We start from the raw sequence: 26,718 nt of genomic DNA, 5'->3' as shown, positions 1-26,718 counted from the left end.
TTAGCGTTGATTTTTCAGAAACACGTAAACGGCTCCGGTGCCGCCATCCTTAGGCTGTGCGCTGCAAAACCCAAGTACATCGGGAATTTGCGGTAAACGATAGTTCACCAGGTTTTTGAGGATTGGGTAATCGGAATCCGAATGGTAGCCTTTGCCGTGCACGATAATGAGATAGCGGGCTTGGTTTTGTAAGGCATCGTGAACAAAATGCTCTAAAGCTTTTTCGGATTCCAATTCGGTGTATCCGTGTAAGTCCAGGCAAAAGGGTGTCTTGAAATCACCTTTTCGCAGGCGCTTGAAATCCTGTGCTGAGCAATTTGGGTGTTGATATTCAATGTATTCAAATGCGGATACGCGGGACGGCCAGGCCTGGTCGTTTTCCTGAAACAGCTCACCGGGTTCACGAGAATTCGAATGGCGTTTGTGGCGCAGGGGCGGCTGCGATTTCGGCGTACCCGTTGCGACGGTTTTACGCGGATTCAGTTTTTGCGTGCCTTGAACGGCTTCCGCAAACAGGGATTTATCTTCATCTGAAATGTGAGACATACTATAATGACACGGTCTAACTGGACAGTTGTTATTTTACCTTAGTCAAGGCAGGTTATGAAAATCTTGTTATCCAATGATGATGGCTATGATGCTCCGGGCATTCGGGCTTTATGGCAGTGCATGCATCGACTGAATGTCCACTCTGATATTCGCCTTATCGCACCGGATCGCAACCGCAGTGCGGCCAGTAACTCTCTCACCTTGATGGAACCACTTCGAATTAATCAGCATGAAGATGCGATTTACAGCGTGAACGGCACGCCAACCGATTGTGTGCATCTGGGCATCAACGGTGCCTTGGATTTTCAGCCGGAAATGGTGATTTCCGGCATTAATGCCGGGGCAAATATGGGGGATGATGTCCTTTATTCCGGCACGGTTGCGGCTGCAACGGAAGGGCGCTTTCTTGGCAAACCGTCGATTGCGGTGTCGTTATGCGGTGACCGCCATTTCGAAACCGCCGCAGAAGTCGTTACTCGCCTGTTTAAAGACTTTCAAAAATTACCGCTTGATAAATCCACCATTCTCAATATCAATGTGCCGGACATCCCGGTTGAAGCCTTGAAAGGCATTCAAATTACCCGACAGGGGAAACGCCATTGTTCGGAGCAGGTTGTGCGTACTAAAGACCCGCGTGGCAAACCCATTTACTGGGTGGGGCCGGCCGGTGATGCCGAGGACGCATCGGAAGGAACGGATTTTCATGCGGTTGAAAACGGCTATGCTTCTGTTACCCCTTTGAAAATTGATTTAACCCATTATGAAATGCAGGCTTTGCTGAAAGGCTGGTTTGACGAAAACGAATGAAAACGCTGTTGAATCAACCGATTGAATATCCTAATGAGGCCTATTTCGAGGCGCAGGGAGTGGGGATGACGTCGCAACGCACCCGTAACCGTTTGGTGGAACGTTTGATGGCTTTGGGGATTACGGATGAGGCGGTTTTAAATGCCATTCGGGTCACGCCCAGACATTTGTTTATCGATGAAGCCATGGCCTCGCGCGCTTATGAAGATACGGCCTTACCAATCGGTCACGGCCAGACGATTTCTCAGCCTTGGGTGGTGGCGAAAATGACATCCTGGCTATTGGCCGGTGGTCCTTTGAATAAGGTATTGGATGTTGGAACCGGCTCCGGTTACCAAGCGGCGATATTAGCCTTGCTGGTGGGTGAAGTATACAGTGTCGAGCGAATTGAACCGCTGTTGCATCGTGCTCAACAAGTATTGAAACGTTTGAAGCTGGATAATGTTCACGCCAGTGTGGCGGACGGTTTTTGGGGAATTCCGGCCGAGGCACCGTTTGATGGTATTGTGTGTGCGGCGTCACCGGAATCGGTGCCGCAGGAGTTACTCGATCAGCTGAGAGTCGGTGGTCGTTTGGTCATGCCGATTGGCGGAACCGAACAAGGCTTGTTCGGCTTTATCAAAACCGAAACCGGTTATATAGAAGATTATCTAGGACCGGTCATGTTCGTTCCAATGTTGACCGGTATCGAAACGTAAATGACACCCCTAACAACGCATGTGATAAGTATTACGAAAAGGATGACCATTGTTCCGTCGATTGTACGATAAGACCCTTCTGTGGTCGAAGCACCCAAAAGCCCCGTGGTATCTTGGCGGGATGAGTTTTGCCGAAGCCTCTTTTTTCCCGATTCCGCCCGATGTGATGTTGATGCCGATGAGTCTGTCTCAACCAAATCGGGCGTATTTTTTTGCCTGGATCACCACCATTACCTCTTTGATTGGCGGGTTGTTGGGTTACGCCATCGGTTACTGGATGCTGGAAGCTACCTGGCCGTTGCTGGAGTCAGTGAATTACGTTGACAAGTATCGAACCATCGAAGGTTTTTTTGATGAGTACGGGGTGTGGATTGTTTTCTTGGCCGGATTCAGCCCGATTCCCTACAAGCTCTTTACCATTTCCGCCGGAGCCACTAACATGGCATTATTGCCGTTTATACTGGCTTCTTTTGTTGGCCGCGGCGCACGTTTCTTTTTGGTGGCGGCCTTGATGAAAATAGGGGGGGAGCGGTATGAATCCAAGATTCGTCAATACATCGATTGGATTGGTTATGGTTTAATCCTGTTGGTGGTCGCTTATCTTTTAATCAAACAGTTATAAGAGAGCCTTGCAAGAACATGTAAGGCTCTCATACAGAGGTTTTGTCACGTCATGAAACAAACACTTGTCGGGTTACTGCTGATGGAAGTGGTGTTATTGATTACAGCCTGTGCGCCGGCGAGGTATCGCGGAGAGGGTGGAAGCCGTGCTTATTTTGATGATCTGTCCGGCTGTGACTCGGTTTATGTGGTGCGCAGCGGTGACACTCTCAGTGAAATCGCAGCGCGTTGTAATGTGGATATGATGGCCTTGGCGGATAAAAACCATTTGGCGCCTCCCTATACGTTGTATGTTAAGCAAGAGCTGTCGATTCCAAGCAGTTCCGCAAGCCACCGTACGACGTCGCGACGCACGTCAAAAACGCAAGCGTCTTCCAGTGCTTATAAAAAAGCCAACTTTAGCTGGCCGGTTAAAAAGAAACTGAAATACGAATATGTGAAAGATGCGTCTGGCTTTAACAGTTTGCGCATTTACGGCAGCATTGGTGACGGCGTTTATGCGGTAGCGGCCGGTAAGGTGGTGTATGCCGGTAATGGTATTCGTCAGTATGGCAATATGGTGGTGATTAAGCACGACACCGAACACTTAACGGTGTATGCACACAATGATTCATTGCAGGTTAAGGAAGGGCAGCGCGTGAAGCAGGGGCAGCTGATTGCAACCATCGGGCAAACCGGCACGGTGAAAAAGCCTGAACTGTATGTTGAAGCCCGCTACCGTGGTCGTAAAATCGACATTAAAAAATTGTTTTGAAGCCCTGCAACCGCCGTTATCAGCCCATTTATTTAAGCATTCAAAAGTGCGCTTAGATCAAGCTTAGACCGAAGAGGCTTCCATAATCAATGCCAAGGCCACTTCCCGGTCTTCGGTGGTTAACACATTGTACGTTCGACAGGCGGCCGCATTATCCATGACTTCCAGGCCGATACCGTTTTGAGTGCAGAACGCAAACAGCTTGGGAGCCGGAAAGGCTTGAGTTTCGCCGGTTCCCAAAATAATGACTTCCGGTTGCAATGAAAACACATCTTGAAGATGGCTTTCATTCAATTCACTCAAGCGATGACACGCCCAATCCGTAACCAATTCGTGCTGATTTAAAAAGCAACTGCCATGCACTTCGATATCATTGATTTTGACCAGGCCTGGCTGATATTTCTTGACTGAAAGAATGTTGGAATCTCGATGTTCGGTAAATTTCATAGTTTGGCTCCTTCAGTCGCTTTTTACCACGAATTATACCGACATTTCAATTGACGAAAAAAAATGTTTCTGTATCATAAACAGACTAAATCTCATTACACTTTCTGCTTATAGGAGCCGCAAAGCCCGCACAGTGAAATTGTGAGTGCGCGCTTTGATGTTTCGAGGTTTCAAAACCGTCTGTTTTGTCTGATACATCCTGAAAACACGGATACAAGCAACGATTGTCGTTGTTCTAGACAAGGAGAATCTCGTTTCTGAAAAAACCGAAGGCAAGGCCCCGTTTGGCAGAACCAATTTAAAGGTTAAACACTCCGTGACTGGCGACTTTCAAAGAATCAAACGACTTCCTCCTTATGTATTCAATATCGTCGGAGAGCTAAAAGCCGAAGCCCGACGTCGTGGTGAAGACATCATCGACTTCGGGATGGGGAATCCGGATCAGGACACCCCGAAACACATCGTCGACAAACTCATCGAAGTGGTGCAGCGTGAAGGCACACACCGTTATTCTGTTTCGCAAGGCATTCCGCGTTTGCGTAAAGCCATCTGCAACTGGTACAAAACGAAATTTGACGTTGATTTGGATATGGACACCGAAGCGGTCGTCACCATCGGTTCCAAAGAAGGTCTGGCGCACTTGGCCTTGGCCACGGTTGATAAAGGGGACACCGTTCTTGTCCCGAACCCTGCTTATCCAATTCACCCTTACGGTTTCGTGATTGCGGGGGCCGATATTCGCCATGTGCGCATGACACCGGATGTCGACTTCTTTGAAGAATTGGAAAAAGCTATTAAAGAATCCTGGCCAACGCCGAAAATGTTGGTGTTGAACTTCCCGGGGAACCCAACCACGCAAACGGTGGATTTGGAATTCTTTGAAAAAGTTGTCGCTATCGCCAAGGAACACGATATCTGGGTAATTCATGATTTGGCCTATGCCGACATTGTGTTTGACGGGTATCGCGCGCCCTCCATCCTTCAGGTGGAAGGCGCCAAAGACATTGCCGTTGAGTTTTACACTCTGTCGAAAAGTTATAACATGCCCGGTTGGCGTGTTGGCTTCATGGTCGGTAATCCAGAATTGGTGAATGCGCTTAAACGCATGAAATCCTATCTGGATTATGGTACCTTTACGCCGATTCAAGTGGCGGCTATTGCGGCTTTGGAAGGCCCGCAGGACTGTGTTCAAGAAATCAGCGACATGTATCTTTCCCGCCGTGATGTCTTGTGCCAAGGACTCAATAGTATTGGCTGGGAAGTCGAGCCGCCAAAAGCGACCATGTTTGTTTGGGCGCCCATTCCGGAAGCCTATCGTGAAATAGGCTCTCTGGAGTTTTCCAAAAAATTGTTGACCGACGCCAAGGTTGCCGTGTCACCAGGCATCGGTTTTGGTGACTATGGCGACGATCATGTGCGTTTCGGTTTGATTGAGAATGAACATCGTACCCGTCAGGCGATTCGTGGCATTCGGGATATGTTCCGAAAAGACGGATTGATCAACGTAAAATAAGTGTGGAGTAAGCGTGAAGCAAGTTAAGTTAGGTTTGTTGGGGTTTGGTACCGTTGGCGGTGGCACAGCCACTATTTTGCAAAACACCCTGTCTGAAATTAAACGCCGATTGGGTGGAGAGGTTTCGGTTCAAATCATCCACATTGCGGTTCGCGACTTAAATCGCAAACGTGCCGTTGACGTGGATGGCGCCATTATGACGGATCAACCGCTGGACGTGGTTAATAACCCGGATGTCGATTTGGTTGTCGAACTGATGGGCGGTACAACGCTTGCGAAAACCTGTATTGAAACCGCTATGGCCAATGGAAAATCGGTTGTGACGGCGAACAAAGCGTTGATTGCCGAACACGGTAACGAATTGTTTGAATTGGCGGCCCAAAAGGGCGTTACGATTGCCTATGAAGCCGCCGTGGCTGGTGGCATTCCGATTATCAAAGCCTTGCGTGAAGGCTTGGCCGGGAATCAAATTGAATGGGTGGCCGGTATTATCAATGGCACCGGCAACTATATTTTGACGGAAATGAAAAAGCCCGGAGCGGATTTCGCCAAAGTATTGAAAACGGCTCAGGAACTGGGTTATGCCGAAGCCGACCCAACGTTCGACGTTGAAGGCATTGACGCCGCGCATAAATTGACTATTCTGGCTTCGATTGCTTTCGGTATTAAGTTGCAATTTGACGGTGTGTTTACAGAAGGCATCAGCCAGGTAACGGCGGAAGATATTCGTTTTGCCGATCAGCTGGGCTATGAAATCAAACACCTAGGCATTGCCAACCGTTCCGAAGCCGGTTTCTCGCTCAGAGTTCACCCGACCTTGGTGCCGAAGTCGGTGTTGTTGGCACAGGTGAATGGCGTGATGAATGCCGTGATGGTCAGTGGTGATCATGTTGGGCCAACCATGTATTACGGACCGGGTGCGGGGGCAGGACCGACCGCCAGCGCCGTGGTCGCGGATATTATCGATTTGATTCGCGCCGAGCATCAACCGGTGGCTGATCGAGTGCCAGGCCTGGGGTTTGCTCTGGATTCATTGGAATCGGCGCCGGTGCTACCCATCACAGAGATTCATTCCGCGTATTATTTGAGATGCTTTGCGAAAGACAATGCCGGTGTCTTGGCTGAACTGAGTGCCACGCTGGCCGAACATCACATTAATATCGAATTATTGCACCAGGAACCGTCTTCTCAAAACCCGGATGATGCGACCGTGGTCATTATCACCAATGAAGTCAAAGAATCCGATGTTGACCAGGCGATTCAAAAACTGGAAGCGATGGAAGCCATTGACGGCAAGATTATGCGCATTCGCGTCGGCGCACTGGATTAATACTGTTTAACCGGCCCGATGGCCGGTGTGGCTTTCCGGTACCTCTCTGTAACAAAGGACTTTTCGTTTTATGGCTTCTCAAGCAAAAGCGGTCACGCTTTGGTTGCCGGACCTACTGGCACCCTTATCGTCCTCGTCGTCTTCGTCAGCCCTTTCGGACGCGGATGTAAACGCCTTGAGTTTGCCAGGGTTGCGAACGCTGTTATCCCGTGCCGATGCATTTCCGGCCAAAACGCAAACCTTTCACCAAGCCGCCAGCTATCTTTTTCATCAAACGCATACCTTGCCGATCGCTACGGTGATGGCGGCCATGCAGTTACCGGATTATGACACTCAGGCCTTCTGGTTGCGTGCCGAACCGTGTCAGGTCATTCCCGACCGCGATACGTTGGTGATGATTCCGCCGACCGATCTGGCGATTACGGAAGATGAATCCAAGGCGTTATTAGCGGCGTTTAACGCGCACTTTGCCGAAGACGGCGTTCAGTTGGAATACGGCGGCGCAACCGATTGGTATTTACGTATTGCCCAGCCGGTGGATTTACAATCCACTCCGATGTCGCAAGCGGCGTATCAAAATATTAATCCGCATTACCCCAAAGGCAATGCGGCCGGTTACTGGCACCAATTGATGAATGAAGCGCAAATGCTGTTTTTTACGCACCCAGTCAATGAAATCCGCCGTGAACGCGGTTGGCCGGAAATTAACAGCTTGTGGTTCTGGGGGGAGGGGCGTTTGGAGCCTGAGCGCATCGAAATTCGTCCGCGCGCGCAGGTGTGGTCGCAAAATGCTTACTTGCAAGGCTTGGCCAAGCTATCGCAGGCGCAGTTGGCCGACGAACCTCAAAACTACCAGGCCTGGTCAAAATCCGCTTTGCTGACGTCAGACGCGGTTTCCCATCATTTGGTGCATCTAGCCACGCCAACGGCGGGGCAGCAAACGGAAGATGAATGGCTGGCGCGCTTGGAACGGCTGGAGACGGATTGGTTCCAGCCGCTGTTACAGGCGTTGAAAGATCAGCACATCGACTCGTTATTTATCGATGTCGGCCGCTCAAAACGTTATCACCTTAAACCCAAACATTTACGCCGCTTCTGGCGACGTAAGAAACCGCTTACGCGGCTATAGGCAGTGCATAATCGGGATTTTGCCCTCGAATTTTTGTATAATCTGCCGTTATTTACGAACTGATATTCACTGGAATCTGTATGAAATTTATCGAAACCCGCGGTAACGACGGTCAAAGACCCGAATCGATCACGTTCTCTCAAGCGATTTTAAGCCCGATGTCTTCTTTTGGTGGTATTTATTCGCCGGAAAGCCTGCCGCACTTCGGGTTGGATTTTTTGCAGCAACATGCCGGTTCCGATTATAAAACCCTGGCGAAAGCGATTCTGGCGATGTTCGAAGTGGATATCGACGAAAATGTGATTGATGAAGCGCTGTCGTTATACGATGCTTTCGACGACCCGAAAAATCCGGTGCCGGTGGTGAAAGTCTACGACGACCTTTACGTGAGTGAGCTGTATCACGGCCCGACACGCGCCTTTAAAGACATGGCGCTGCAGCCATTTGGTAAGGTACTGTCATCGGTGGCACAGACCCATGGCGATAAATATTTGATTCTGGCGGCCACCAGCGGCGATACCGGCCCGGCCGCTCTGGAAACCTTCAAGAACCGCGACAATGTTCAAGTGGCCTGTTTGTATCCGGACGGCGGCACCTCCGACGTCCAGCGTTTGCAAATGGTGACCGAAGATGCCGGCAATTTGAAAGTGATTGGGATTCACGGTGATTTCGACGATGCTCAGACCGCCTTGAAAACCCTGCTGGTGTCCGATACCTTCCGTGACAAGCTCAATGAAAATCATATTTCCTTGTCCGCAGCCAACTCGGTGAATTTCGGGCGCATTATTTTTCAGACCATTTATCACATCCACAGTTATTTGGAATTGATTCGTCAAAACGCCATTGAATTGGGGGATTTGGTGTATTTGAATGTGCCGAGCGGTAACTTCGGAAATGCGTTAGGCGGTTATTACGCTTACAAAATGGGCTTGCCGGTCAAGCAGATTCACATTGCGTCCAATCAGAACAATGTGCTGACCAAATTCATTAAAACCGGTGAATACGATTTACGTGACGCCTCGGTGATTCCAACCACGTCACCGGCGATGGATATTCTGAAATCCTCGAATATCGAGCGGATTCTGTTTGATTTGTTTGGCGCAGCGCGTACCAAAGAGCTGATGCTGAAATTGGATAACGACAAATATTATGCGCTGAACGCCGATGAATTAAAGCAGGTTCAAGCGATTTTCGCAGCGGATTTCTGTACCGATCAGGAAGGTAAAGAGTACATTCGTTCGGCGTTTGAGGCCGGGTATTTGATGTGCCCGCACACGGCGACCTGTTTTAAAGCTTACGATACCTGTCGTGAAGACACCGCCATCAAGACCATCGCCTATTCGACCGCGGAATGGACTAAGTTCTCGCCGGTGATTGCCGATGCGTTGACGGGGCAGAGCTTCGAACATGATAAAGAGGCCTTGGAAATGATTTCGCAGAAAGCGAAGGTGAAAATCCCGGAACAGATTGCAGCGTTATTTGATAAAAAAGTCGCTCAGAAAACCGTGATCGATAAAGCAGAGATTGAACAAGAAATTCTCAGCTTTTTGGGCTAGGGTTTTAATGGGTTAATGAATGCGTCAAGAAAACCTGTTTCGGGCTTTTTCGTCTATTCTTTGTGAACTTAAAAACCGACCAGGCCTGGTCGGTTTTTTTATGTCTGCCGATTACGCCGGTTGCAGGGTGACGATTTTTAACTGTAAGCTGGTGCGGCCATAAAAGGTGTTTAAGCTGGGTTGATAAACGCAGCAAACCGGCTCGTTACCGAAAAAACGATCCGGGGTGTCCGCCGACGGCTTGGCATTAAATTGTATGCCCGACAAAACTTGACCGTTTTGAGTCTGTAACTTGACCGATAAATGGGTTTTTGTCTGTCCGACGTTGCGCGCCTCTAATAATCGAAACTCACCATAAAACAACGGCTTGGGCCATTCTCTGCCGTAAGGTTCGAGCTGATTTAATTCTTGAATCAGCGCCGGGGTGAGCTGCCAATCTTCCAGGCGCCCGTCGGTTTCAATCATCGGAACCGGCACTTCATCGTTGAGTTGCTGACGAACGGCTTCTTCAAACAAGATGGAAAACACGTCGAATTTTTCAATCGGAATCATGCAACCCGCTGCGCCTTTGTGGCCGCCCATCGAATGGAAGAGCCCTTCATGGTTGTCGGCCATCCACTGAAACGCTTCGCGTAAATCGATATCGGGAACAATACCGCGACCGCTGCCGGCGAGGTTGCCGTCTTTTAAATCGGTCATGGCAATGGTCGGTACGCCGTATTCTTCACCGATCCGTGAAGCGATGATTCCTTGGATGCCCGCATTGCCCTGCATTTGAATGCTCAGCGTGAATTTTCGGTCATGGTAGAGCTGTTTGGCTTGTTCGCGTGCTTGTGCCAGCATGGCTTCCTGCTGTTGACGACGATCCTGGTTGTCCTGGTCCAGCTGCTCCAAATAATGAGCGGCTTCCGGTAAACTGCTGGCATTTAAAAATTTGAACGCGGTGGTCACATCACTGACTCGGCTGGCGGCATTAATGCGGGTGGCGACCTGAAAGCCCAAGTATTCAGCATTTAACGGTTGACCTTGGTTGTCGTTCATTTGGTGAAGAGCTTGCCAGGTCGGGTGCTGTAACTGGTTGATAACGCCAAGCCCGGATTGCACGATGGCTCGGTTGTTTAAACTTTTCAAGCTGACGCTGTCGGCGACGGTGCCCAGTGCGATATTGGGGGCCAGAGCTTTCAGGCTGGGGCTGTCTTTCGGTAAGCGTCCGCGCCGGATCAATTCGCTGCGTGTCTGGCCCATGACTAAGAAAATCACGAAACAGCCCGCCACGGTTTTATCGTAACCGCAGCCGTCTTGTTGTGGGTTCACGGTACAGGCGGCACTGGCGGGGGCTCCGGCCACGCTCATTTGGTGGTGGTCGGTGACACACACCGGAACCCCGGCATCGGCCAGTTGGCGGATACGGGCTTCGTCGCTGGAGCCTTGGTCGGCGGAAATCACCAGGTCGATGGGGTCCGGGATGGCAAGAATGCGGTTAACGACATCCTCGTTGATGCCATAGCCTTCGCTGCGTTCACCGATAATATGTTCGATGCGTTGCGGATCAACACCGAAAAAATCGATCAGCGCGCGGGTGGCGACCCAAGCCGAGGTGACACCATCGGTATCGTAATCGGTGGCGAGCACGATTTTACCGTTGGATTCGATGGCATCGGCGATTAAGCGTGCGGCTTGATCGGCCTGTTTCAGTTCATTGGGGTGTTGAAGATATTGCAGCTTGGGAAAAACGATTTTTTGCACCGTTTCGACCGTGTTATCATCGAGAATATCCGCTGGGGATAAGCGGTTGGCCACCAGCTTGGCTTGCAACGGGGTTAACCCCAACGAAAGGGCGGCTTGCAGGATGTCCGGGTTCGGTGAGCGTTCGAGAATTTGCGGTTGTTTAGCGTGCGTTTGATTCGTTTTTGACATAAAGAGATTTTAGCATGATTCTGTATTTACATGGTTTTTTAAGCTCGGGGAACAGTCATAAAGGCCAATGGGTCAAGCAAGCCTTCGAAGCCGAAGGCATTGAGGTGCTGACGCCGACTTATCCTATTTCGTCGCCGCAAGCCTCGGTTGAGGCCATAGACGCCGTTGTCCGGGAGGCCATATTGAAAAACGACCAGGCCTGGTGTGTTTTCGGATCTTCCATGGGCGGTTTTTACGGGCGTTATATTGCGCAGCGCTATGGCGTGCCGATCGGCATGATTAACCCCGCGCTGACACCGAAACCGGTTTTGGGCGCCTATCTAGGTGAGCACGATAATCCGGCCACAGGTGAACACTTTTGTTTGGATGAGGCCTACTTGAAAGCCTTGGAACCGTTTCATACGCAAGTCGATGACCATCAGCCAGCGCTGTTGCTATTGGATAAAGGCGATGAAGTGATTCCGTACCAGTGGGCGTATGACGCCTATAAAGATGTGGGAGAGGTCTGTGCGTTTGAAGGTGGAAATCATGCTTTTCAGCATCTTGACCAGGCCTGGTCAAATATGAAGCGATTTGTTGAACGAAATGTGACCTGAAAGGTTGAATGAAAAAGCTTGAGTTAAGACTATCGATCTAAGACTATCGTTGTTTCGTGGCGCTCAAGCCCAACCGGACACAGCCGCTTAAGGCATATTAAACCATGTTAGGTCATAATGTCGATAATGGTGCCCAGCATGTCGTTGCCGGTTTTCAGAGCTTTGGCCGAGCTTTGGACTTGGGTTTCGGATTGCTTTAAATCCACTAAGGGTTCGGCTTTGTCAGGATTGTTCATATCCGCCAGTTTCGCACTGGTGTTGTCCAGTTGATTGAAACCGTTTTGAATCCCTTGGTAGGCATAAGCGTTGGCGGAAGTGGAAATGTCCATGGAAAAAGCTCCTGCAAAAGTCGTCGCAAAAAATCAGTCGTTCCGTTTTATCTTAATCCTATTTGTTTTTTTCCGCAACAAAATAGGGGTCTCGGTTGACAGTGTAGCGAATGAAGACATTGCCGTAACGTTCACTGCCTTCACGGTCGACTTCGACTTTCAGTTGATCGTTCTGCCAAATATAAGCGGTGTAATCGGGTGACCCGCCCCAGCCTTTTCGAATAATGCGGGTGGGTGGCCCGATTTGCTTCACAATGGTTTGCGCGACCGCTTTGGTGCTGATGGGGGTTCGGCGGTTTTCGAATAGAATGGATTGCGGGCGGAACAAGCGATAAGCCGAGGTGATCTTTCCGGCATTGTCGTAGCGGAATTCCACATAGTAACTGTCGCGTATTCGTGACCAGGTGAAAAATTTATCCAGGTTGCGTTGGCGTTTGGTAGAGTCGGCTTGTTTAAAGCCGCCGATATCCCACAGTTGTTTGCGCACGCTGTCGAGGTCGTTGTCCGTCAGTGTGAGGCCTAAAAAGGTGATTTGGTCAATCGGTTTGGGGCGTTCGTCGGCCGCCCATCCATAGATGGGGAAAAGCACGACGACCGTCGCAATGAACAGTTTGAAAAAAGCACGCATCATAATCATCAGTTTAACCGAGTTCGTTATGAATTATAGCGGCGGGTTGAGCCAATTCTTGAGCGATTCTTCATCAAAATGGCTGCCCGGTGAAAGGGTTAGGGTAACGTCATTTTCAGAAGGCGCTTCAAACGTCTCTAACTGACGATGCATAACGGCTTTGTCGGCATCGGAAGGACTGGTGTTTAAAGCGGCGCGTCGAGTTAGATTGTCGTGAATGCGTTCAAGCTGTTCGTGAGGCGCGATGTAAAGCTGGTGGAATGAGCAATTGAGTTGTTGGGCCAGGTCAGCAAACGGTTGACGGTGTTCGGCCTTTAAAAAAGTGGCGTCAACAATGACGCTGTAACCTTCGCTCAAAAGCGTTTCCGCCAGCTGTTGAAGGCGTTGATAGGTTTGTCGGCTCATTTCCGGCGCGTAAAGGCGCGCTTTTTCAACCTCGGAAACCCGGTGTGTCGGCTCAATGCCGTACAGTCGTTTTCGTTCGACATCGGAGCTGAGGATAATGGCGTCCAGGTGGCGGAGAAGTTCATGGGCATAGTGCGATTTTCCGGAGCCGGAAACCCCCACCGTTAAAATCAATTTGGGCTCGGGCAGGGCGTAAGCATCGTCTTCGGCTTGTTTTAAATATTGTAGAGCCAGGTCAAAATGTTGCCGTGCTTCGAACGAATCTTTTGGCAATTGGTGATACCGTAATGCGGTGATCTTGGAACGCACCATGGAACGGTAAACTTGATAGAAACGCAATAATTTCAATCCATTATAGTCGCCGGTTAAACTCAAATATTGACTGAGGATTTTGCGTTTCAGTCCCGTTTTCTGGCGGTTGTCGAGATCAATCATCAAGAACGCCAAGTCGTTCATCACATCAATCCAGCGAAACTGTTCATTGAACTCAATGCCGTCGAATAGGGTTGGGCTGTCTTCCAATAAGGTAATGTTGTCGAGATGCATATCGCCGTGACAGGCGCGGATAAAGCCATCGGCTTTGCGTTTGAGCAAGTCATCGTATAGCGCTTTTTGGGTGAAGTGTGTCCAGTCCGCCAATTGTTTGAGCCGATACTGCTGGTCCGGGTGGCTAAAGCTTTTCAGCAGGGGCGGAAAGTTTTCCAACATCGGGTGGATGAGGTTATCCGGGTGGCCAAAATCGTCTTGTTCAATGGTGGCTTCGGCGGTTTCGTGAAATTGGGCAATGCGTTCCGATAATTGCCGAACCTGGATGTCGTTCAGGGTATTTTCTTTTAGATAGCGCCCCAAGACCCGGTTTGGGTCGAATTGCTTCATTTTAATGAGGTACTCAACCGGTTCGCCGGCCGCTTCGAACTGTAAGTGGCCGTTTTGAAGATAAAGCGGGCAGATGTCGAGATACAAATCCGGGGCGCTGCGCTGGTTGAGTTGAATTTCCAGTTGGCAGTAACGTTGTCGGTCGGTCAATTGTGAAAAGTCCAAAAAACCGAAATCGACAGGCTTTTTGAGTTTATAGGCATAGTCGCCGGTTAGAAAAACGATGGAGATATGGGTTTCAATCGTGGTGATGACTTCGGTCGGGTGCGGGTATACATCGGCACGAGACAATTCATCAATAAGAAACGTTAAATTCACAAAATCCGTAGTGTGAGTTAGGTCGTCGTCGATGGGACGATTGAATTTAAAAGCGCCCATTTAAAGGCGCTTTAAGAGAAGAGTGCGATTTGAAAATTAGGCGATGCCTTGTTTTTCACGCATTTCCTGTTTGGTTTTCATTTCGACAGTCAGGGTGGCGGTTGGTCGAGCTTCCATTCTCGCTAAACCAATCGGTTCACCGCTCATTTGGCAGAAACCGTATTCACCGTCTTCGATGTCTCTCAGTGACTTGTCGATTTTGGAAATCAGTTTGCGCTCACGATCACGCGTTCTGAGCTCCAGTGCGAACTCTTCTTCTTGAGAGGCGCGGTCACTGGGATCGGCGGGTGTGGAGGAGTCGGATTTCAAATGGTTTACCGTATTGCTGGCTTCCCAAATCAATTGCTCTTTCCAAGCCTGTAATTTGTTTTTGAAATGCTCAAGCATTTCAGGGCTCATATACTCTTCGCCTGGCTTTGGCTCGTATAGAGGGTAGTTTTCGATAAAATCATGTGAAAGTTCCATCACTTTCCCTTTTTTGTCGTTTTATATAGGAAGACCTTATCTCTCGTCCCTGACTCGTGAAAAGATCTCAGACTTAAAAAAATCTAACTGCGTTTTATACCAAGTTTTAAAAAGGGTGACAACAAAATTTTTTGCTATTTGCTCATCATGAAAGTTGCATATTTCGAGAAATACGCTTTAATAACGGCAGTTTTTTTAAATTTAATGCTTAAAAATTATAAGGAAATAAACGTTATGGCAGAGTTAAAAGCATTGTTGTTTGATGTAGATGGAACCCTTGCGGATACTGAACGAGATGGCCACCGTGTGGCGTTTAACATGGCTTTTGAGGAAGCGGGTTTGGATTGGCATTGGGACGAAGCCCTTTATGGCGAGTTATTGGCGGTGACGGGTGGTAAAGAGCGCATCCGTTATTATTTGGAAAAGTTCAATACCGACTTCAAAAAGCCGGAAAATTTTGATGATTTCGTCAAAGGGTTGCATGCCGCTAAGACCAAGTTCTACACGCAATTGCTGTCCGAAGGCAAAATTCCACTGCGAACCGGTGTGGAACGTTTGATTCAAGAAGCGAGAGATGCGGGCATGCGTATGGCAGTCGTGACCACGACCACGCCAGCCAATGTGACGGCGTTGTTGACCAATACGTTGGGCGAGGATTCCGAGTCCTGGTTTGAAGTGATTGCCGCCGGTGATATTGTGCCGGCTAAAAAGCCGGCGCCGGATATTTATCATTGGGCCTTGGAACAAATGTCGTTGACACCGGAAGATGCGATTGCTTTTGAGGATTCCTTAAACGGTATCCTGTCGTCCTCTGCGGCGAGTGTGCGCACCATTGTAACGATTAATGAATACACCAAAGACGACGATTTCTCAGCGGCGCATTTGGTGCTGGATCACATGGGTGAGCCGGATAATGGGTTTGAGGTGCTGTCCGGCGATGCCAAAGGGCATAGCCATTTGAATCTGGATTTGGTGAAAGCCATTGCCCACGCCTGATACGGTGATTTAACAAATTGCCGAGCGGTCAGAAGGGGGCCCGTTGTAATAAGCGGGTAACCCCCAGAGCCGCATCGGCGTTGTCCATCGGGATAATCTCGCTGTTAAAACCTTGCATTCGCAGCGCCATCCACGCCGAATTTTGAATGCCACCGCCTGTGGTGAAAATACGCGTTACTTTCGGAGCCCCTAAGGCTTCTAATCGTTCATAGCCCATCGTTTCGACGGTCACCAGTCCTTCCAATAAACCTTGCAAAAAACGTTCGTCTGAATTCGGTCGGGGTTCCAGCTTTGGCGGTAAATTTGGATTACTGATTGGAAAACGCTCGCCGGGTGTCAACAAAGGGTAATAATTTAACCCGGTGGGTTCTTGGAGATTTAAGCGCGGAATGAGAGACGTCAGCGTTTCCAGCGGAAAGTATTTTAATAACACCGCGCCTCCGGCATTGGAGGCGCCCCCGACCAGCCACTGATTCCATAAACGATGACTGTAAATGCCAAATTCCGGTGCAAAGATCGGCGTATCCGACAGCAGCTTTAGCGCAATGGTCGAGCCTAACGAGCTGACCGCATCACCGATTTGGTTGGCACCGGAGGCCAGGAAGGCGGCAATGCTGTCAGTGGTGCCGCTGTATACGGTTAACTCGGGCTGAAACCCATAAGTCTTGGCTAAAGACGGCGTAATACGGCCAATTGGTGTGCCGGGGGGAACCACTTCGGGAAGCGGCCGTTTGGTTAATGCTTGTAACCAATTTGGCCAGGCCTGGCGAATCGGGTCGTAACCGAGTTTTAAGGCATTGTTCTCGTCCGTCAGGTTGCAACGACCGGTTAAGTAGAAATTGACCCAATCCAATTGATGAAAAATGATCGCCTCATCATATTGGGTTGCATTTAAAGCATGACGTTCCAGCCACATGACTTTGGCCAGGGTACTCGAAGCACCGTGGGCCGCCGTGTCGCTTGGTGCCACCTGACGAATAGATTTCGCTTCGGATAACGCACGTTTGTCATCATACATCAAAGCCGGTGTCCAGGCTTCGCCATGCCGATTGCCGAGCAAGACTGTTGACGAAGTGGCATCCAGCGCCATGCGAGTGACTCGCGGTAGATAACCGGTTTTGGACAAGGCTTCAAATAATTGATTCAAACTCTGAATCCAATGGTCGGCGCTTTGTTCACTGACGGGGCCATCCCGTTCGGGCAACGGCATGGAAACCGTGGCTAATGTAAGCGGTGTCGGCAAAGCGTCTGAAGAGGTGACTTCTTCAACAATGACTCCGCGGATTCCCGAGGTACCAATGTCGATGCCCAGCCATAACGCCGGGGTCGGTTTTGTTTGTGACATGAAAAGTTCTTGATTTAAAAGTGAAGGGGTTGTTTATTTAACGGGAGCCAACCGATTAAAACATCCGTAGGCGCTTTTCTTTGTACCCAAATTAAAGTAAAATTTTGCGCATTAATAATTCCATATTCTATCAACTCAAACAAACTTAAGGGAAGTGCTGAATGAACGAATTGCAACAAGTGTTACTGATATTTGCAATTATTGTCATTGCCGGGCTTTATATCCTTCAAAAACTCAAGGCAAAGCGCAATTCATCAGCACAACAAAACGGAACGCCCACCGGGCCTAACCGTGATTCGGCGGAAAAAGCCTTAAACGAATTAGGCGAAGCGCACATTCCCTTGTCTCAAAAAACGCAACACCGTTTGCATATGGATGAGGAAGGCGAAGACGAAGAGGTGGTTCCGGATTCCCAGTTGGGGTTGTCGTTTGGCCAAGAATTTGAAAAACCGAAGCCAGCCTCTCCGGTTGAAAATGGTGACGAAACAGCGGAAACCGAAGAGCGGAAACCGCGTCATATCGTTTTGGAAGCGGAAGACATTCATCCGGTCGGCGGCGTGGAAGCGGGCGGTGCGCCAACCGATGACGACGACTATAAACCAAGCTTCGGTATTCCGGAAGGCGGTGTGAATACACCGGAAACGGAGGTGGAAACCGAGCTGAAAGACCCTCAGGTTTTTGCGATTATCGTAATGGGAACCGATGATTTTCTTTGGCCGAAAGTCAATCAAACCTTGCAGGGCGTCGGTTTGGTGCCTTCCGAACAAAGCATCTTCGTGAAAAAAGATTCCATGGGCAATGAAATCATTCGTGTCGCCAACCTGATGGAACCCGGAACTTTTCCGCTGGATCAGCCAACCAACAGCGAGTTGAAAACCGCCGGAGTGGTGCTGATTCTGGAATTGCCGACCACCGTGAAGGCGCCGGCGGTCATGCATGATATGATTATGATGTCGCGCAAAATTTCCCAACGTTTGAACGGGCGTCTGTACGATGCCGAGCGCCATCTTTTGAAAGAATCCGATCTGCAAGCCATGCGCGATGCAGCGGTGGCGTATGAGTCGGCGGCCATTTAAGCCCTAACCCTGTTTATGTCCAAACGCCAACAGTACCTCGACCTAGTTGAAACCCTCAACAAGCACAGCTATCAGTATTATGTTCTTGACGATCCGCTGATCAGCGATCCTCAATACGATCAACTCTACCAAGAATTACTGGTGCTGGAAACCGAACATCCTGATTGGGTGGTCAAGGAATCCCCCAGCCAGCGCGTGGGTGATCAGCCCCTGACCGAATTCAAAACCGTCCGTCACGCCCTGGCCATGTACTCGTTGGACAATGCCTTTAATGACGAAGACCTGGCCGCGTTTATGAAGCGCATTCAGGAAAAAGCGCCAGGCCTGGCGGAAATCGATTTTTCCGCAGAACCGAAAATGGACGGTCTGGCCATTAATATCCGTTACGAACACGGTGAGCTGGTGCAAGCCACCACCCGCGGTGACGGCCAAGTCGGTGAAGACGTCACCCACAATATCCGCACCATTCAATCCATTCCGTTAAAGCTTTTTGGCCAGGCCTGGCCGGATGTGGTGGAAGTGCGTGGCGAAGTGTTTATGTCCAAACAGGCGTTTGAAAAGCTGAATGCCTATCAGCAATCCATCGACGGTAAAGTGTTTGCCAACCCGCGAAATGCCGCCGCTGGTTCCTTGCGACAACTGGATGCCAAAATCGTCGCCAAGCGTCAATTGAGTTTTTACCTCTATGGCTGGGGCGAAATCAGCGACAACTGGCCGGTGCCGGAACGTTATTCGGACATGATCGATCAATTAGTGCAATGGGGATTGCCGTCCAATCCGCATTCCGAAGTGGTTCGTAACCTCGACGGGCTGCTGGGGTACTATGAAAAGTTGTTGCGTTTGCGTGAAACGCTGCCCTATGAAATCGATGGCATTGTGTATAAAGTCAATCGCATCGCTTTGCAACAGCAACTCGGGTTTACCGCGCGGTTCCCGCGTTGGGCCATTGCCCGTAAATTTCCGGCGCAGGAGGTCTGGACGAAGCTGCTAGACATTGAAGTACAGGTCGGGCGAACCGGGGCGATTACGCCGGTGGCGCGTCTGGAACCGGTTTCCGTGGGTGGAGTGACGGTTTCCAATGCGACCTTGCATAATATGGATGAAATTCGCCGCAAGGACGTGCGCATCGGCGATACCGTGATTGTCCGCCGTGCCGGAGACGTGATTCCGGAAGTCGTGGGGCCGGTGTTGGCGCAGCGTCCAGAAGAGACCCGACTGTTTGAAATGCCGAGTCACTGCCCGGAGTGCGGTTCCGATGTGGTTAAAGAAGCCGATAAAGCGGCTTATCGCTGTACCGGCGGCTTGGTTTGCCCGGCCCAGCGTAAACGTTCTTTATATCACTTTGTATCGCGTAAAGCGATGGATATTCAGGGATTAGGTGATAAACTGATTGACCAGTTGGTGGATATCGGCTGGGTGAAACATCCGGATGATTTTTATCATTTAACGGTCGAACAGCTGGCGAGCTTGGAACGCATGGGCGAAAAGTCGGCGCAAAATGTCGTGGACGGCATTCAAGCGTCCCGCGAAACCACCTTGGCCAAGTTTATTTACAGTCTGGGGATTCCGGAAGTCGGTGAGGTCACCGCGCGCAATTTAGCCAATCACTTCAAGGACTTGCCAAGCATTCAACAGGCCACGCTTGAAGCCTTCGTCGAAGTGGATGATGTGGGCGAAGTGGTGGCGGAACATTTGGTGAACTTCTTTAAAGAACCGCATAATGAAGAAGTGATTCAAGGTTTGCTGGATGCCGGCATGCATTGGCCGGCACCGCAAACCGCCGAGGTTCCGAGCGATTCACCGTTTGACGGAAAAGTCGTGGTTTTGACCGGCACCTTAACCGAAATGAGTCGGCCGGAGGCTAAAGATTGGCTGGAATCACTCGGTGCGAAAGTGACCGGCAGTGTATCGGCCAAAACCGATTATGTGGTGGCCGGCGAGAAAGCCGGTTCGAAACTGACCAAGGCCGAGTCGTTAGGCGTGGCGGTATTGAGCGAACCCGAGTGGTTGGAAATGATGCCACCGCGCGGGTAAGTGCCTTTTTAAAATTTGAGATGGGAAGCGATTATGGTTAGACCTCGTAATGTCAACCGAGCCAAAGCGAAAAAAGAAATTCCGGATTGGGAACAAGAAGAATTCGAAAGCCGGACAGACATCAAAAAAGCCGCTCAGGCGGTGACCGACCTGGGTGTACAACTGACGGAACTGTCGGATTCGGTCTTGAAATCCATTGAGTTGCCGGATGACGTTTTAAAGGCGGTCACGCAGCTTAAAGAAATGAAAAATGGCCCGGCGGTGAAGCGCCAAAAACTGTTTCTCGGTAAATTGTTGCGTAAAAACGAACCCTTGATCGTACAGATCAAGCAACGATTGTTTGAAATCGAGCAGAAATCCAAACAGCAAGCGGCGCATTTTCATCGTTTGGAAAAGTGGCGTGACCGTTTGGTCACCGAAGGCGACGAGGCGTTGAACGACTTTATGGCCGAATACACCCACGCCGATCGTTCCCAATTGCGCCAATGGATTCGTAACGCGCAGAAAGAAGCCGAACAAAACAAACCGCCCAAAGCCTACCGGGCGATTTTTCAATATTTAAAAGGCTTGGAATGGTAAACTCGTTGTCATGCCCGAACGTCTTCCCGTTTGGCTGAGTGAAACGGTTAAGGCGGTTATTAAGGCATTCTGGAGGTCAGTAACCGGAAATTCTCTCTTGAGATACGGTGACCGAATTCAAACGAGATTAACCCTAAAATCACCAGGCCTGCGCCCATCCAAATTTGGCTGTTTAACGGTTCCTGATTCAAAAAGTGTCCGAGCAGCAGCGCCATCACCGGCGTAATCAAGGTAATCAATCCCAACCGAATCGCATCCAGGCGTTTCAACACGTAGTAGTAGAGCACAAATCCCATCAGCGAACCGAATACGCCCAGATAAACAATGGCGCCCAGCGCCTTGGGCGGTAGTGTCGGCAATTGCGTCAAAAATTGCGGATGAATCAACAGATATACCGTACTGGTGATCCAAACGGCGGCCGCGACTATGTGGGTGTTTGGTAGGCCATGATTGTATTTCTTGACCAGTACCGTGCTTAAGGAATGAAAAGTGACGGCGGTCACCGCCAAGCCGATGCCAATCAGTAACTCTTGACCGTGTGTCCAGTCCAGGTTCGGGCCGAGTATGACCGCCAGGCCACTGAAACTGACGATAATGCCCAAGTATTTACTGAAGGTGAGTTGCAGGTTCTTTAAAATCAAAAACGCCATCACACCGGTGACAATCGGGGTCAGCCCGAAAATCAATGAAATCCAGCCGGATGGCATGGTTTGGGCGGCATAATACATGGGGGTCATGCCGCCGAGCATGCCCAGACTGGCGGATAAATAAATTTTGATGTCGCGCCATCGCAGCGAGAAGGGCTGACGTGTCCACCAAATCAGAATCGGGATAATCAGGGTTGCGCTGATGAAAATCCGTCCGGCCACGCCGACAAACCAATCAACTTGGCCGCTCCATTGAATCGCCAACGGCGTAGTGGCCCAAATGACGACGACCGCCAAATAAGCGAATAAAACATTCATAAATAAGAAATCCTTAAAGTGTCAAAACCGAAAAAATATGGAAGAGAAGGCTTCGGGGCGGGTGTTTCAAACCAAGGTGTCTTTGTTACACCGTCAGTTCGAAAACACCCTTTTGTCGGTTTTTCATCACTCGGCTGGCGTTGAAGAGTTCGCCGTTCATGGCGATATAAACGCCGTTCTCGGCCAGTTGAGCGGCCATGAGAGCCGCTCCGAGGTTAAAGCAGGCATCGGATTCGCCAAGACGGAAAGGGCGCATTGCACCGGTCAGTACAATGGTTTTATCAGACAATTCGGCGTTTTCAGACAGGGCTAAAGCGGTATCGGCCATGGTATCGGTGCCATGCGTAATGACAATGGTGTCGGTCTCGGTTTCCCGGCAGGCCTGGGCAATATCGTCGCGATCCAAATCGGTCATTTCCAGACTGTCTTTGAGCATCAATACCCGTGTTTCAATGGCCAGTGTGGTGTTGGCCTGGCGCAGTATATCCGGCAAATGGGTTTCGGAAAACACCAGCGCACCCGTGCTGGTTTGGTAATCCTTATCCAGCGTGCCGCCGGTAACAATGAGAGTGAGTTTGGGGTCTTTTGGGTGCATGCCGTTTACTGCTGTTAAGGGTGTTTGTTGTTATCCTGGCTGCCGTAAAATACCGGTCACGATGCCTAGGATTTCGATGTTGTCATTGGTGATGTAAATGGGTTCCATTTCCGAGTTGGCCGGTTGCAAACGAATACCGTTTTTCTCGATATAGAACTTTTTCATCGTGACTTCTTCGTTATTGATACGAACCACCACGGATTCACCGTTTTCGGCCGTGGAGCGACGTTCGATGATGACAATGTCGCCGTCTTCAATGTTTTCTTCGATCATGGAGTTGCCTTTGACCCGCAGGGCAAAGGTTTCTTTGCGTACCATCGCCTGCGGAACGGCCACTGTGTCGTAGTCCATTTCCATTTGAATGGGCTCACCCGCTGAGGTCCAGCCCAGCAGAGGCACCTGTACGAAATCAATGTCGACCAGCTCAAGCGGGTCGGCCGCTTCCAGCTGGAGTTTTTGATTACGCTTCGGAATCAGGTAGGCTACATTTGACATGGGGCATCTCGCTGTCAGTTAGGATAGTCCAATATTAACGTGAAATGACGACTTATGGAAGTACCTTTTTAAACGGTTTGACCTCAACTTTTTCATAAACGCCGGCGGCCAGGTAAGGGTCGGCATTTGCCCAGGCCTGGGCGTCTTTCAATGAATCGAACTGGGCCACAATCAAGCTGCCGCTGAAACCGGCCTCGCCGGGTTCTTCGGAGTCGATGGCCGGGTTTGGGCCCGCCAGAATCAGACGGCCCTGTTCGGCCATTTCTTTCAGGCGCGCAATGTGCCCAGGGCGGGCTTCGGCGCGCAAGGGTAAACTGTTTTCGACATCATAGGCAAAGATGGAATAAAGCATGGAATCCTCCGGGAAATAAATGACAAAGCGAATCGTTTAATGCGACTCTTCGGATGGCTTGTTGCGTGACTTGGCCGGTGAAACCGAATCCAGTTCTGCATCCGCCAGCGTTTCGATGGACGCATCCATGACACGTTGTTCGGTCTCATCGAAATTTTTACCGGTTTCTTTAATGTAACGGCTGATGTAAATGCCTTGGATGATGATGAACACCAACGTCAAGCCCATTAAACCGAACAGTTTGAAGTTTACCCAGGTGTCGGTATCGTATTGGTAAGCCACGTAAATGTTGGCCACGCCGGAGAAAATGAAAAACACAACCCACATATAGCTTAAGTTCAACCAAACGCGATCCGGCAAGCTGATGGCCTGGTCCATCATGCGGCGGATAATCGGTTTTTCGCCAATAAAGTGGCTACCCAGAAACACCAGTGCAAAGCCCCAGTTAACGACCGTCGGTTTCCACTTGATAAAGGCTTCGTCTTGGAAAATCAGCGTGGCGCCCCCAAGAATGACAATCAACGCCAGGGTGATAATGTGCATTTTTTCGACGCGCTTGTTTTTGGCATACACATAAGCCACTTGAAGAATTGAGGCGACGATGGCCACGGCGGTGGCGACATAAATGCCGTAGAGCTTGAAGGCGATGAAAAAGAGGATGACGGGAAATAAATCGAATAATAGTTTCATTACAATACTTTTGGCTGTGTTTGGTAGAATAAAAAGAGCCGTTTCTTTTTACCGTTTCTAAAACCATTATAAATCCAATCAATGGTTTTGCTGAATGACTCTGGAACCGCAATTTTATATGGGATTCCATTGTAAAGAAACCCGCGAGCGGTTTTTTTACTGTTATCGTCAGAATTGACGCATCCCTTGATTCAAGATCAACCCAATATCAACCCATATCAACGCAATTAGGAAAGACCATGAAAGCCGATTTTCACTGCCACACGACCGCATCGGACGGTTCTTTGACGCCGAAAGAACTGATTGATCGAGCTTTGGAAAAGGAGCTTTCCGCCTTAGCCATTACCGACCATGACACTACCGCCGGTTATGAACAAATTCAGCGCTACGCCGAAGACGCAGGGCTGGATTTGATTCCCGCCTCGGAAATTTCCTGCCAATGGCAAGGCCATACGATTCATGTAGTCGGTTTGAATGTTGACGTTAATAACGAGCGTTTGCAAGCCGGTTTGAAGTTGAATCGCATCAAACGCTGGACACGGGCATTTGAAATCGATGCCAAATTTCAAAGCCGCCGCTTCAACGGCTTATTGGAAAAAATTCTACCCGCCGTCGGAGAAGGGATGATTGGCCGTAATCATTTTGCTCAGGTGCTGATTGAAGAAGGGCATATCAAGAACCATCAACAAGCTTTTGACCGCTTTCTGAAAAAAGGCAAGCCTATGTACGCCCCGGTTGAATGGCCGGAGTTAACCGAGGTGGTGGATTGGATTCTGGAGGCGAAAGGCGTACCGGTGATTGCGCATCCGCATATTTATAAAATCGGTTCCAATAAACTCAATAAAATGATTGAAGAGTTTAAGGCCTCCGGTGGTCAGGCGCTTGAAGTGGTCAATCAGCCACGTCCTTGTGCCGATCAAATCGGGATGGCACAGCGAGCCGCACGCTATGAATTACATGCCTCTTTAGGATCCGATTTTCATCGTCCGGAGCAGACCTGGCGGGATTTGGGGTGGTTGGCTCCAATGCCTAAAATTTGCCAGCCGGTTTGGGAATTGTTTGAAAATAGTTTATCCAAGACCACGCAAGAGACTCTGCTCGGAAACCATAACGCTTAAATTCCAGAACCGAACTTCAAACTAATGATGTTATTTAATTGAATTTATTGGATTCCTGGCGCTTTTTAAAGGGTTTTGCAGTATAATTTTCGGCGTTGCAACCTCGGCCTTCAGCGTGAGTCTCGGCCAGCAAACCAAATTAAACGGAAATCATTGTGCGAAGAGAGTGTCAATATTTGTCGGTACACCCCGACAACCCTCAAGAACGAATTTTAAAACAGGCGGTCGATATTTTGAATTCAGGCGGCGTCATTGCCTACCCTACGGAATCGGGTTATGCCTTGGGCTGTCTGCTGGATAATAAAGAGGGCGCTGACCGCATTCGTGCCATTCGTCGGTTGGACGACAAGCATTACTTCACATTGGTCTGCCCCGATTTAAGCCACTTATCGGCCTACGCAAAAGTTGGAAATGTACAATTTCGTTATTTGAAATCGCATTTACCGGGCCCTTATACGTTTATTCTACCGGCCAGCCGTGAAGTTCCGCGCCGTTTGCAAACGCCGAAGCGTAAATATATCGGCTTACGCGTCACCCCCAATACCGTTACGAATGCGCTGCTGTCTTATTTTGACAAGCCGTTGATTTCGGTATCGTTGATTTTACCGGGCGAAGAATTGCCGATGACGGATGGTTGGACCATTCAGGAAACCATCGGCCATGCTTTGGATGCGGTTGTGGATGGTGGCTTCTGCGGTTATGAACCCACCACCGTTATCGACTTTACCGAAGACGTGCCGGTCTTGATTCGCCAGGGGCAGGGCGAGTTTAACGAATAGTCGAACGCATTCGGCTGATGAGAGGAAATCATGATTGAACTTTCGATAATGCAGAAAATCGCCATTTGGACCATTCCGGTGTTGCTGGCCATTACCTTGCATGAGGCGGCACACGGCTGGGTGGCGTCCAAACTGGGCGATAAAACCGCGGAAATGCTCGGTCGCGTTACCCTAAACCCATTAAAGCATATCGACTTGGTCGGTACCGTTATTGTTCCGATTGCGTTATTGGTACTGGGCGGGTTTGTATTTGGCTGGGCCAAAGCCGTTCCGGTGAATGCCCGTAACTTTAAAAATCCGGCCAGAGACATGGCTTGGGTCGCGGTGGCCGGGCCATTATCGAATTTGCTGATGGCCATCGGTTGGGCGATTGTCGCCAAAATCGGTTATGACCTGTCGGCCGGTGGCACCTCACCGGACAATATCGGTCAGTTTCTGGCCTATTCCGGTATGGCGGGCATCGCCATTAACCTGGTGTTGCTCGTGCTGAACATGATTCCGATCCCACCGTTGGACGGCAGCCGCGTTGTATCGGCGTTTTTGCCATCCGGCTTATCTTACACTTACAACCGCCTGGAACCTTATGGCCTATTTATTCTATTAGGCATGATGTTTTTAGGCGTATTGGGGCCGATTATTTCCGGGCCTTATCAAGCGCTTCAGGGCTATTTGCTGCAACTGGTGGGATTACACTGA

At 49.8% G+C, this 26,718-nt stretch carries 29 protein-coding genes; 16 read left to right on the top strand and 13 right to left on the bottom strand.

The features are described from left to right. Entirely contained in the window at positions 1 to 546 is a 546-nt protein-coding gene (locus AC0KH7_RS06625; RefSeq protein WP_472371844.1) for a Smr/MutS family protein, read from the bottom strand. A gap of 57 nt (positions 547 to 603) precedes the next feature. Between AC0KH7_RS06625 and surE the strand changes: the two genes are divergently transcribed. The 4 genes from surE to AC0KH7_RS06605 are packed head-to-tail and all read left to right on the top strand — an operon-like array spanning position 604 to position 3,429. Next, positions 604 to 1,356: a 5'/3'-nucleotidase SurE gene (gene surE, locus AC0KH7_RS06620; protein ID WP_472357303.1), complete on the top strand. Its 753-nt coding sequence runs from the start codon at positions 604 to 606 to the stop codon at positions 1,354 to 1,356. Further along, positions 1,353 to 2,054, top strand: coding sequence for a protein-L-isoaspartate(D-aspartate) O-methyltransferase (locus AC0KH7_RS06615; RefSeq protein WP_472371842.1), 702 nt, complete (start codon positions 1,353 to 1,355; stop codon positions 2,052 to 2,054). Before surE ends, AC0KH7_RS06615 begins: the two co-directional genes overlap by 4 nt. A 49-nt stretch (positions 2,055 to 2,103) precedes the next feature. Continuing rightward, a complete protein-coding gene (locus AC0KH7_RS06610) occupies positions 2,104 to 2,676 on the top strand; it encodes a YqaA family protein (protein WP_472371840.1) in 573 nt (190 codons plus the stop codon). A 51-nt stretch (positions 2,677 to 2,727) separates the two neighbouring features. Continuing rightward, positions 2,728 to 3,429: a peptidoglycan DD-metalloendopeptidase family protein gene (locus AC0KH7_RS06605; RefSeq protein WP_472371838.1), complete on the top strand. Its 702-nt coding sequence runs from the start codon at positions 2,728 to 2,730 to the stop codon at positions 3,427 to 3,429. A gap of 63 nt (positions 3,430 to 3,492) precedes the next feature. Here AC0KH7_RS06605 and AC0KH7_RS06600 read toward each other — a convergent pair whose 3' ends face one another. Continuing rightward, positions 3,493 to 3,876, bottom strand: coding sequence for an Mth938-like domain-containing protein (locus AC0KH7_RS06600; RefSeq protein ID WP_472371836.1), 384 nt, complete (start codon positions 3,874 to 3,876; stop codon positions 3,493 to 3,495). Positions 3,877 to 4,192: 316 nt separating this feature from the next. Between AC0KH7_RS06600 and alaC the strand changes: the two genes are divergently transcribed. The 4 genes from alaC (at position 4,193) to thrC (ending at position 9,404) form a co-directional block, all read left to right on the top strand. After that, positions 4,193 to 5,389, top strand: coding sequence for an alanine transaminase (alaC, locus tag AC0KH7_RS06595; protein ID WP_472371834.1), 1,197 nt, complete (start codon positions 4,193 to 4,195; stop codon positions 5,387 to 5,389). A gap of 13 nt (positions 5,390 to 5,402) precedes the next feature. Further along, positions 5,403 to 6,719, top strand: a complete 1,317-nt coding sequence (locus AC0KH7_RS06590; protein ID WP_472371832.1) for a homoserine dehydrogenase — start codon at positions 5,403 to 5,405, stop codon at positions 6,717 to 6,719. A 70-nt stretch (positions 6,720 to 6,789) separates the two neighbouring features. Beyond that, on the top strand, positions 6,790 to 7,848 hold the full coding sequence (locus AC0KH7_RS06585; protein ID WP_472371830.1) for a hypothetical protein: 1,059 nt from the start codon (positions 6,790 to 6,792) through the stop codon (positions 7,846 to 7,848). An 80-nt stretch (positions 7,849 to 7,928) separates the two neighbouring features. Beyond that, positions 7,929 to 9,404 (top strand): threonine synthase, encoded by a 1,476-nt coding sequence (gene thrC / locus AC0KH7_RS06580; RefSeq protein WP_472371828.1) that lies wholly within the window; start codon positions 7,929 to 7,931, stop codon positions 9,402 to 9,404. 111 nt (positions 9,405 to 9,515) lie between these two features. Here the strand turns inward: thrC and AC0KH7_RS06575 are convergent, their stop codons facing one another. Beyond that, positions 9,516 to 11,321, bottom strand: a complete 1,806-nt coding sequence (locus AC0KH7_RS06575; protein WP_472371826.1) for a single-stranded-DNA-specific exonuclease RecJ — start codon at positions 11,319 to 11,321, stop codon at positions 9,516 to 9,518. 14 nt (positions 11,322 to 11,335) lie between these two features. Here AC0KH7_RS06575 and AC0KH7_RS06570 point away from each other — a divergent pair, with 14 nt between their 5' ends. Next, on the top strand, positions 11,336 to 11,917 hold the full coding sequence (locus AC0KH7_RS06570) for a YqiA/YcfP family alpha/beta fold hydrolase (protein WP_472371824.1): 582 nt from the start codon (positions 11,336 to 11,338) through the stop codon (positions 11,915 to 11,917). Positions 11,918 to 12,024: 107 nt separating this feature from the next. On the opposite strand, the gene AC0KH7_RS06565 is transcribed toward AC0KH7_RS06570, so the two are convergent. Genes AC0KH7_RS06565 through dksA form a run of 4 tightly spaced genes read right to left on the bottom strand, consistent with a single transcriptional unit; the run spans position 12,025 to position 14,998 of the window. After that, a complete protein-coding gene (locus AC0KH7_RS06565; protein ID WP_472371822.1) occupies positions 12,025 to 12,246 on the bottom strand; it encodes a hypothetical protein in 222 nt (73 codons plus the stop codon). Between the two features lie 58 nt (positions 12,247 to 12,304). Beyond that, on the bottom strand, positions 12,305 to 12,883 hold the full coding sequence (locus AC0KH7_RS06560; RefSeq protein ID WP_472371820.1) for a hypothetical protein: 579 nt from the start codon (positions 12,881 to 12,883) through the stop codon (positions 12,305 to 12,307). Positions 12,884 to 12,907: 24 nt separating this feature from the next. Beyond that, the gene (locus tag AC0KH7_RS06555; RefSeq protein ID WP_472371818.1) at positions 12,908 to 14,533 is read right to left on the bottom strand and encodes a bifunctional aminoglycoside phosphotransferase/ATP-binding protein; all 1,626 of its coding nucleotides are present in this window, start codon (positions 14,531 to 14,533) and stop codon (positions 12,908 to 12,910) included. 36 nt (positions 14,534 to 14,569) lie between these two features. Then, on the bottom strand, positions 14,570 to 14,998 hold the full coding sequence (dksA, locus tag AC0KH7_RS06550; protein ID WP_068648846.1) for an RNA polymerase-binding protein DksA: 429 nt from the start codon (positions 14,996 to 14,998) through the stop codon (positions 14,570 to 14,572). 234 nt (positions 14,999 to 15,232) lie between these two features. Between dksA and AC0KH7_RS06545 the strand changes: the two genes are divergently transcribed. Next, a complete protein-coding gene (locus AC0KH7_RS06545) occupies positions 15,233 to 15,994 on the top strand; it encodes an HAD family hydrolase (RefSeq protein WP_472371816.1) in 762 nt (253 codons plus the stop codon). Between the two features lie 28 nt (positions 15,995 to 16,022). Here the strand turns inward: AC0KH7_RS06545 and AC0KH7_RS06540 are convergent, their stop codons facing one another. Further along, positions 16,023 to 17,339: an FGGY-family carbohydrate kinase gene (locus tag AC0KH7_RS06540; RefSeq protein ID WP_472371814.1), complete on the bottom strand. Its 1,317-nt coding sequence runs from the start codon at positions 17,337 to 17,339 to the stop codon at positions 16,023 to 16,025. A gap of 161 nt (positions 17,340 to 17,500) precedes the next feature. Here AC0KH7_RS06540 and AC0KH7_RS06535 point away from each other — a divergent pair, with 161 nt between their 5' ends. The 3 genes from AC0KH7_RS06535 to yjgA are packed head-to-tail and all read left to right on the top strand — an operon-like array spanning position 17,501 to position 21,028. Further along, complete coding sequence (locus AC0KH7_RS06535) at positions 17,501 to 18,415, top strand: cell division protein ZipA (RefSeq protein WP_472371812.1); 915 nt, start codon at positions 17,501 to 17,503, stop codon at positions 18,413 to 18,415. 15 nt (positions 18,416 to 18,430) lie between these two features. Continuing rightward, a complete protein-coding gene (ligA, locus tag AC0KH7_RS06530) occupies positions 18,431 to 20,449 on the top strand; it encodes an NAD-dependent DNA ligase LigA (protein WP_472371810.1) in 2,019 nt (672 codons plus the stop codon). A gap of 33 nt (positions 20,450 to 20,482) precedes the next feature. Continuing rightward, a complete protein-coding gene (gene yjgA / locus AC0KH7_RS06525; RefSeq protein WP_472371808.1) occupies positions 20,483 to 21,028 on the top strand; it encodes a ribosome biogenesis factor YjgA in 546 nt (181 codons plus the stop codon). Between the two features lie 59 nt (positions 21,029 to 21,087). On the opposite strand, the gene AC0KH7_RS06520 is transcribed toward yjgA, so the two are convergent. From AC0KH7_RS06520 to AC0KH7_RS06500, 5 genes are all read right to left on the bottom strand, one after another. Beyond that, a complete protein-coding gene (locus tag AC0KH7_RS06520) occupies positions 21,088 to 21,993 on the bottom strand; it encodes a DMT family transporter (protein WP_472371806.1) in 906 nt (301 codons plus the stop codon). Positions 21,994 to 22,078: 85 nt separating this feature from the next. Then, the gene (locus AC0KH7_RS06515; RefSeq protein WP_472371804.1) at positions 22,079 to 22,588 is read right to left on the bottom strand and encodes an asparaginase domain-containing protein; all 510 of its coding nucleotides are present in this window, start codon (positions 22,586 to 22,588) and stop codon (positions 22,079 to 22,081) included. A 30-nt stretch (positions 22,589 to 22,618) separates the two neighbouring features. Continuing rightward, entirely contained in the window at positions 22,619 to 23,083 is a 465-nt protein-coding gene (gene lexA / locus AC0KH7_RS06510) for a transcriptional repressor LexA (RefSeq protein WP_472371802.1), read from the bottom strand. A gap of 52 nt (positions 23,084 to 23,135) precedes the next feature. Next, positions 23,136 to 23,435 carry a YciI family protein gene (locus AC0KH7_RS06505; RefSeq protein ID WP_472371800.1) on the bottom strand — a complete coding sequence of 100 codons (300 nt, stop codon included), beginning with the start codon at positions 23,433 to 23,435 and terminating at the stop codon, positions 23,136 to 23,138. A gap of 36 nt (positions 23,436 to 23,471) precedes the next feature. Next, the gene (locus AC0KH7_RS06500) at positions 23,472 to 24,125 is read right to left on the bottom strand and encodes a septation protein A (RefSeq protein ID WP_472371798.1); all 654 of its coding nucleotides are present in this window, start codon (positions 24,123 to 24,125) and stop codon (positions 23,472 to 23,474) included. 239 nt (positions 24,126 to 24,364) lie between these two features. Here AC0KH7_RS06500 and AC0KH7_RS06495 point away from each other — a divergent pair, with 239 nt between their 5' ends. From AC0KH7_RS06495 to AC0KH7_RS06485, 3 genes are all read left to right on the top strand, one after another. Continuing rightward, positions 24,365 to 25,243: a PHP domain-containing protein gene (locus AC0KH7_RS06495; protein WP_472371796.1), complete on the top strand. Its 879-nt coding sequence runs from the start codon at positions 24,365 to 24,367 to the stop codon at positions 25,241 to 25,243. Positions 25,244 to 25,398: 155 nt separating this feature from the next. Then, positions 25,399 to 26,022, top strand: a complete 624-nt coding sequence (locus AC0KH7_RS06490; RefSeq protein WP_472371794.1) for an L-threonylcarbamoyladenylate synthase — start codon at positions 25,399 to 25,401, stop codon at positions 26,020 to 26,022. A 30-nt stretch (positions 26,023 to 26,052) separates the two neighbouring features. Beyond that, on the top strand, positions 26,053 to 26,718 hold the full coding sequence (locus AC0KH7_RS06485) for a site-2 protease family protein (RefSeq protein ID WP_128384895.1): 666 nt from the start codon (positions 26,053 to 26,055) through the stop codon (positions 26,716 to 26,718).

It is taken from the genome of Hydrogenovibrio sp. (genome assembly GCF_965140365.1).
In the GTDB taxonomy this organism is placed as follows: Bacteria; Pseudomonadota; Gammaproteobacteria; order Thiomicrospirales; family Thiomicrospiraceae; genus Hydrogenovibrio.
The sequence above is the reverse complement of the archived record's forward strand: the minus strand, read 5'-3'. Positions and strand labels throughout refer to the sequence as shown.

Coding starts and splice junctions, on each gene's coding strand:
- AC0KH7_RS06625 (WP_472371844.1), bottom strand. CDS start 546: ATGTCTCACATTTCAGATGAAGATAAATCCCTGTTTGCGGAAGCCGTT.
- surE (WP_472357303.1), top strand. CDS start 604: ATGAAAATCTTGTTATCCAATGATGATGGCTATGATGCTCCGGGCATT.
- AC0KH7_RS06615 (WP_472371842.1), top strand. CDS start 1,353: ATGAAAACGCTGTTGAATCAACCGATTGAATATCCTAATGAGGCCTAT.
- AC0KH7_RS06605 (WP_472371838.1), top strand. CDS start 2,728: ATGAAACAAACACTTGTCGGGTTACTGCTGATGGAAGTGGTGTTATTG.
- AC0KH7_RS06600 (WP_472371836.1), bottom strand. CDS start 3,876: ATGAAATTTACCGAACATCGAGATTCCAACATTCTTTCAGTCAAGAAA.
- AC0KH7_RS06585 (WP_472371830.1), top strand. CDS start 6,790: ATGGCTTCTCAAGCAAAAGCGGTCACGCTTTGGTTGCCGGACCTACTG.
- thrC (WP_472371828.1), top strand. CDS start 7,929: ATGAAATTTATCGAAACCCGCGGTAACGACGGTCAAAGACCCGAATCG.
- AC0KH7_RS06575 (WP_472371826.1), bottom strand. CDS start 11,321: ATGTCAAAAACGAATCAAACGCACGCTAAACAACCGCAAATTCTCGAA.
- AC0KH7_RS06570 (WP_472371824.1), top strand. CDS start 11,336: ATGATTCTGTATTTACATGGTTTTTTAAGCTCGGGGAACAGTCATAAA.
- AC0KH7_RS06565 (WP_472371822.1), bottom strand. CDS start 12,246: ATGGACATTTCCACTTCCGCCAACGCTTATGCCTACCAAGGGATTCAA.
- AC0KH7_RS06560 (WP_472371820.1), bottom strand. CDS start 12,883: ATGATTATGATGCGTGCTTTTTTCAAACTGTTCATTGCGACGGTCGTC.
- AC0KH7_RS06555 (WP_472371818.1), bottom strand. CDS start 14,533: ATGGGCGCTTTTAAATTCAATCGTCCCATCGACGACGACCTAACTCAC.
- dksA (WP_068648846.1), bottom strand. CDS start 14,998: ATGGAACTTTCACATGATTTTATCGAAAACTACCCTCTATACGAGCCA.
- AC0KH7_RS06545 (WP_472371816.1), top strand. CDS start 15,233: ATGGCAGAGTTAAAAGCATTGTTGTTTGATGTAGATGGAACCCTTGCG.
- AC0KH7_RS06540 (WP_472371814.1), bottom strand. CDS start 17,339: ATGTCACAAACAAAACCGACCCCGGCGTTATGGCTGGGCATCGACATT.
- AC0KH7_RS06535 (WP_472371812.1), top strand. CDS start 17,501: ATGAACGAATTGCAACAAGTGTTACTGATATTTGCAATTATTGTCATT.
- ligA (WP_472371810.1), top strand. CDS start 18,431: ATGTCCAAACGCCAACAGTACCTCGACCTAGTTGAAACCCTCAACAAG.
- yjgA (WP_472371808.1), top strand. CDS start 20,483: ATGGTTAGACCTCGTAATGTCAACCGAGCCAAAGCGAAAAAAGAAATT.
- AC0KH7_RS06520 (WP_472371806.1), bottom strand. CDS start 21,993: ATGAATGTTTTATTCGCTTATTTGGCGGTCGTCGTCATTTGGGCCACT.
- AC0KH7_RS06515 (WP_472371804.1), bottom strand. CDS start 22,588: ATGCACCCAAAAGACCCCAAACTCACTCTCATTGTTACCGGCGGCACG.
- lexA (WP_472371802.1), bottom strand. CDS start 23,083: ATGTCAAATGTAGCCTACCTGATTCCGAAGCGTAATCAAAAACTCCAG.
- AC0KH7_RS06505 (WP_472371800.1), bottom strand. CDS start 23,435: ATGCTTTATTCCATCTTTGCCTATGATGTCGAAAACAGTTTACCCTTG.
- AC0KH7_RS06500 (WP_472371798.1), bottom strand. CDS start 24,125: ATGAAACTATTATTCGATTTATTTCCCGTCATCCTCTTTTTCATCGCC.
- AC0KH7_RS06495 (WP_472371796.1), top strand. CDS start 24,365: ATGAAAGCCGATTTTCACTGCCACACGACCGCATCGGACGGTTCTTTG.
- AC0KH7_RS06485 (WP_128384895.1), top strand. CDS start 26,053: ATGATTGAACTTTCGATAATGCAGAAAATCGCCATTTGGACCATTCCG.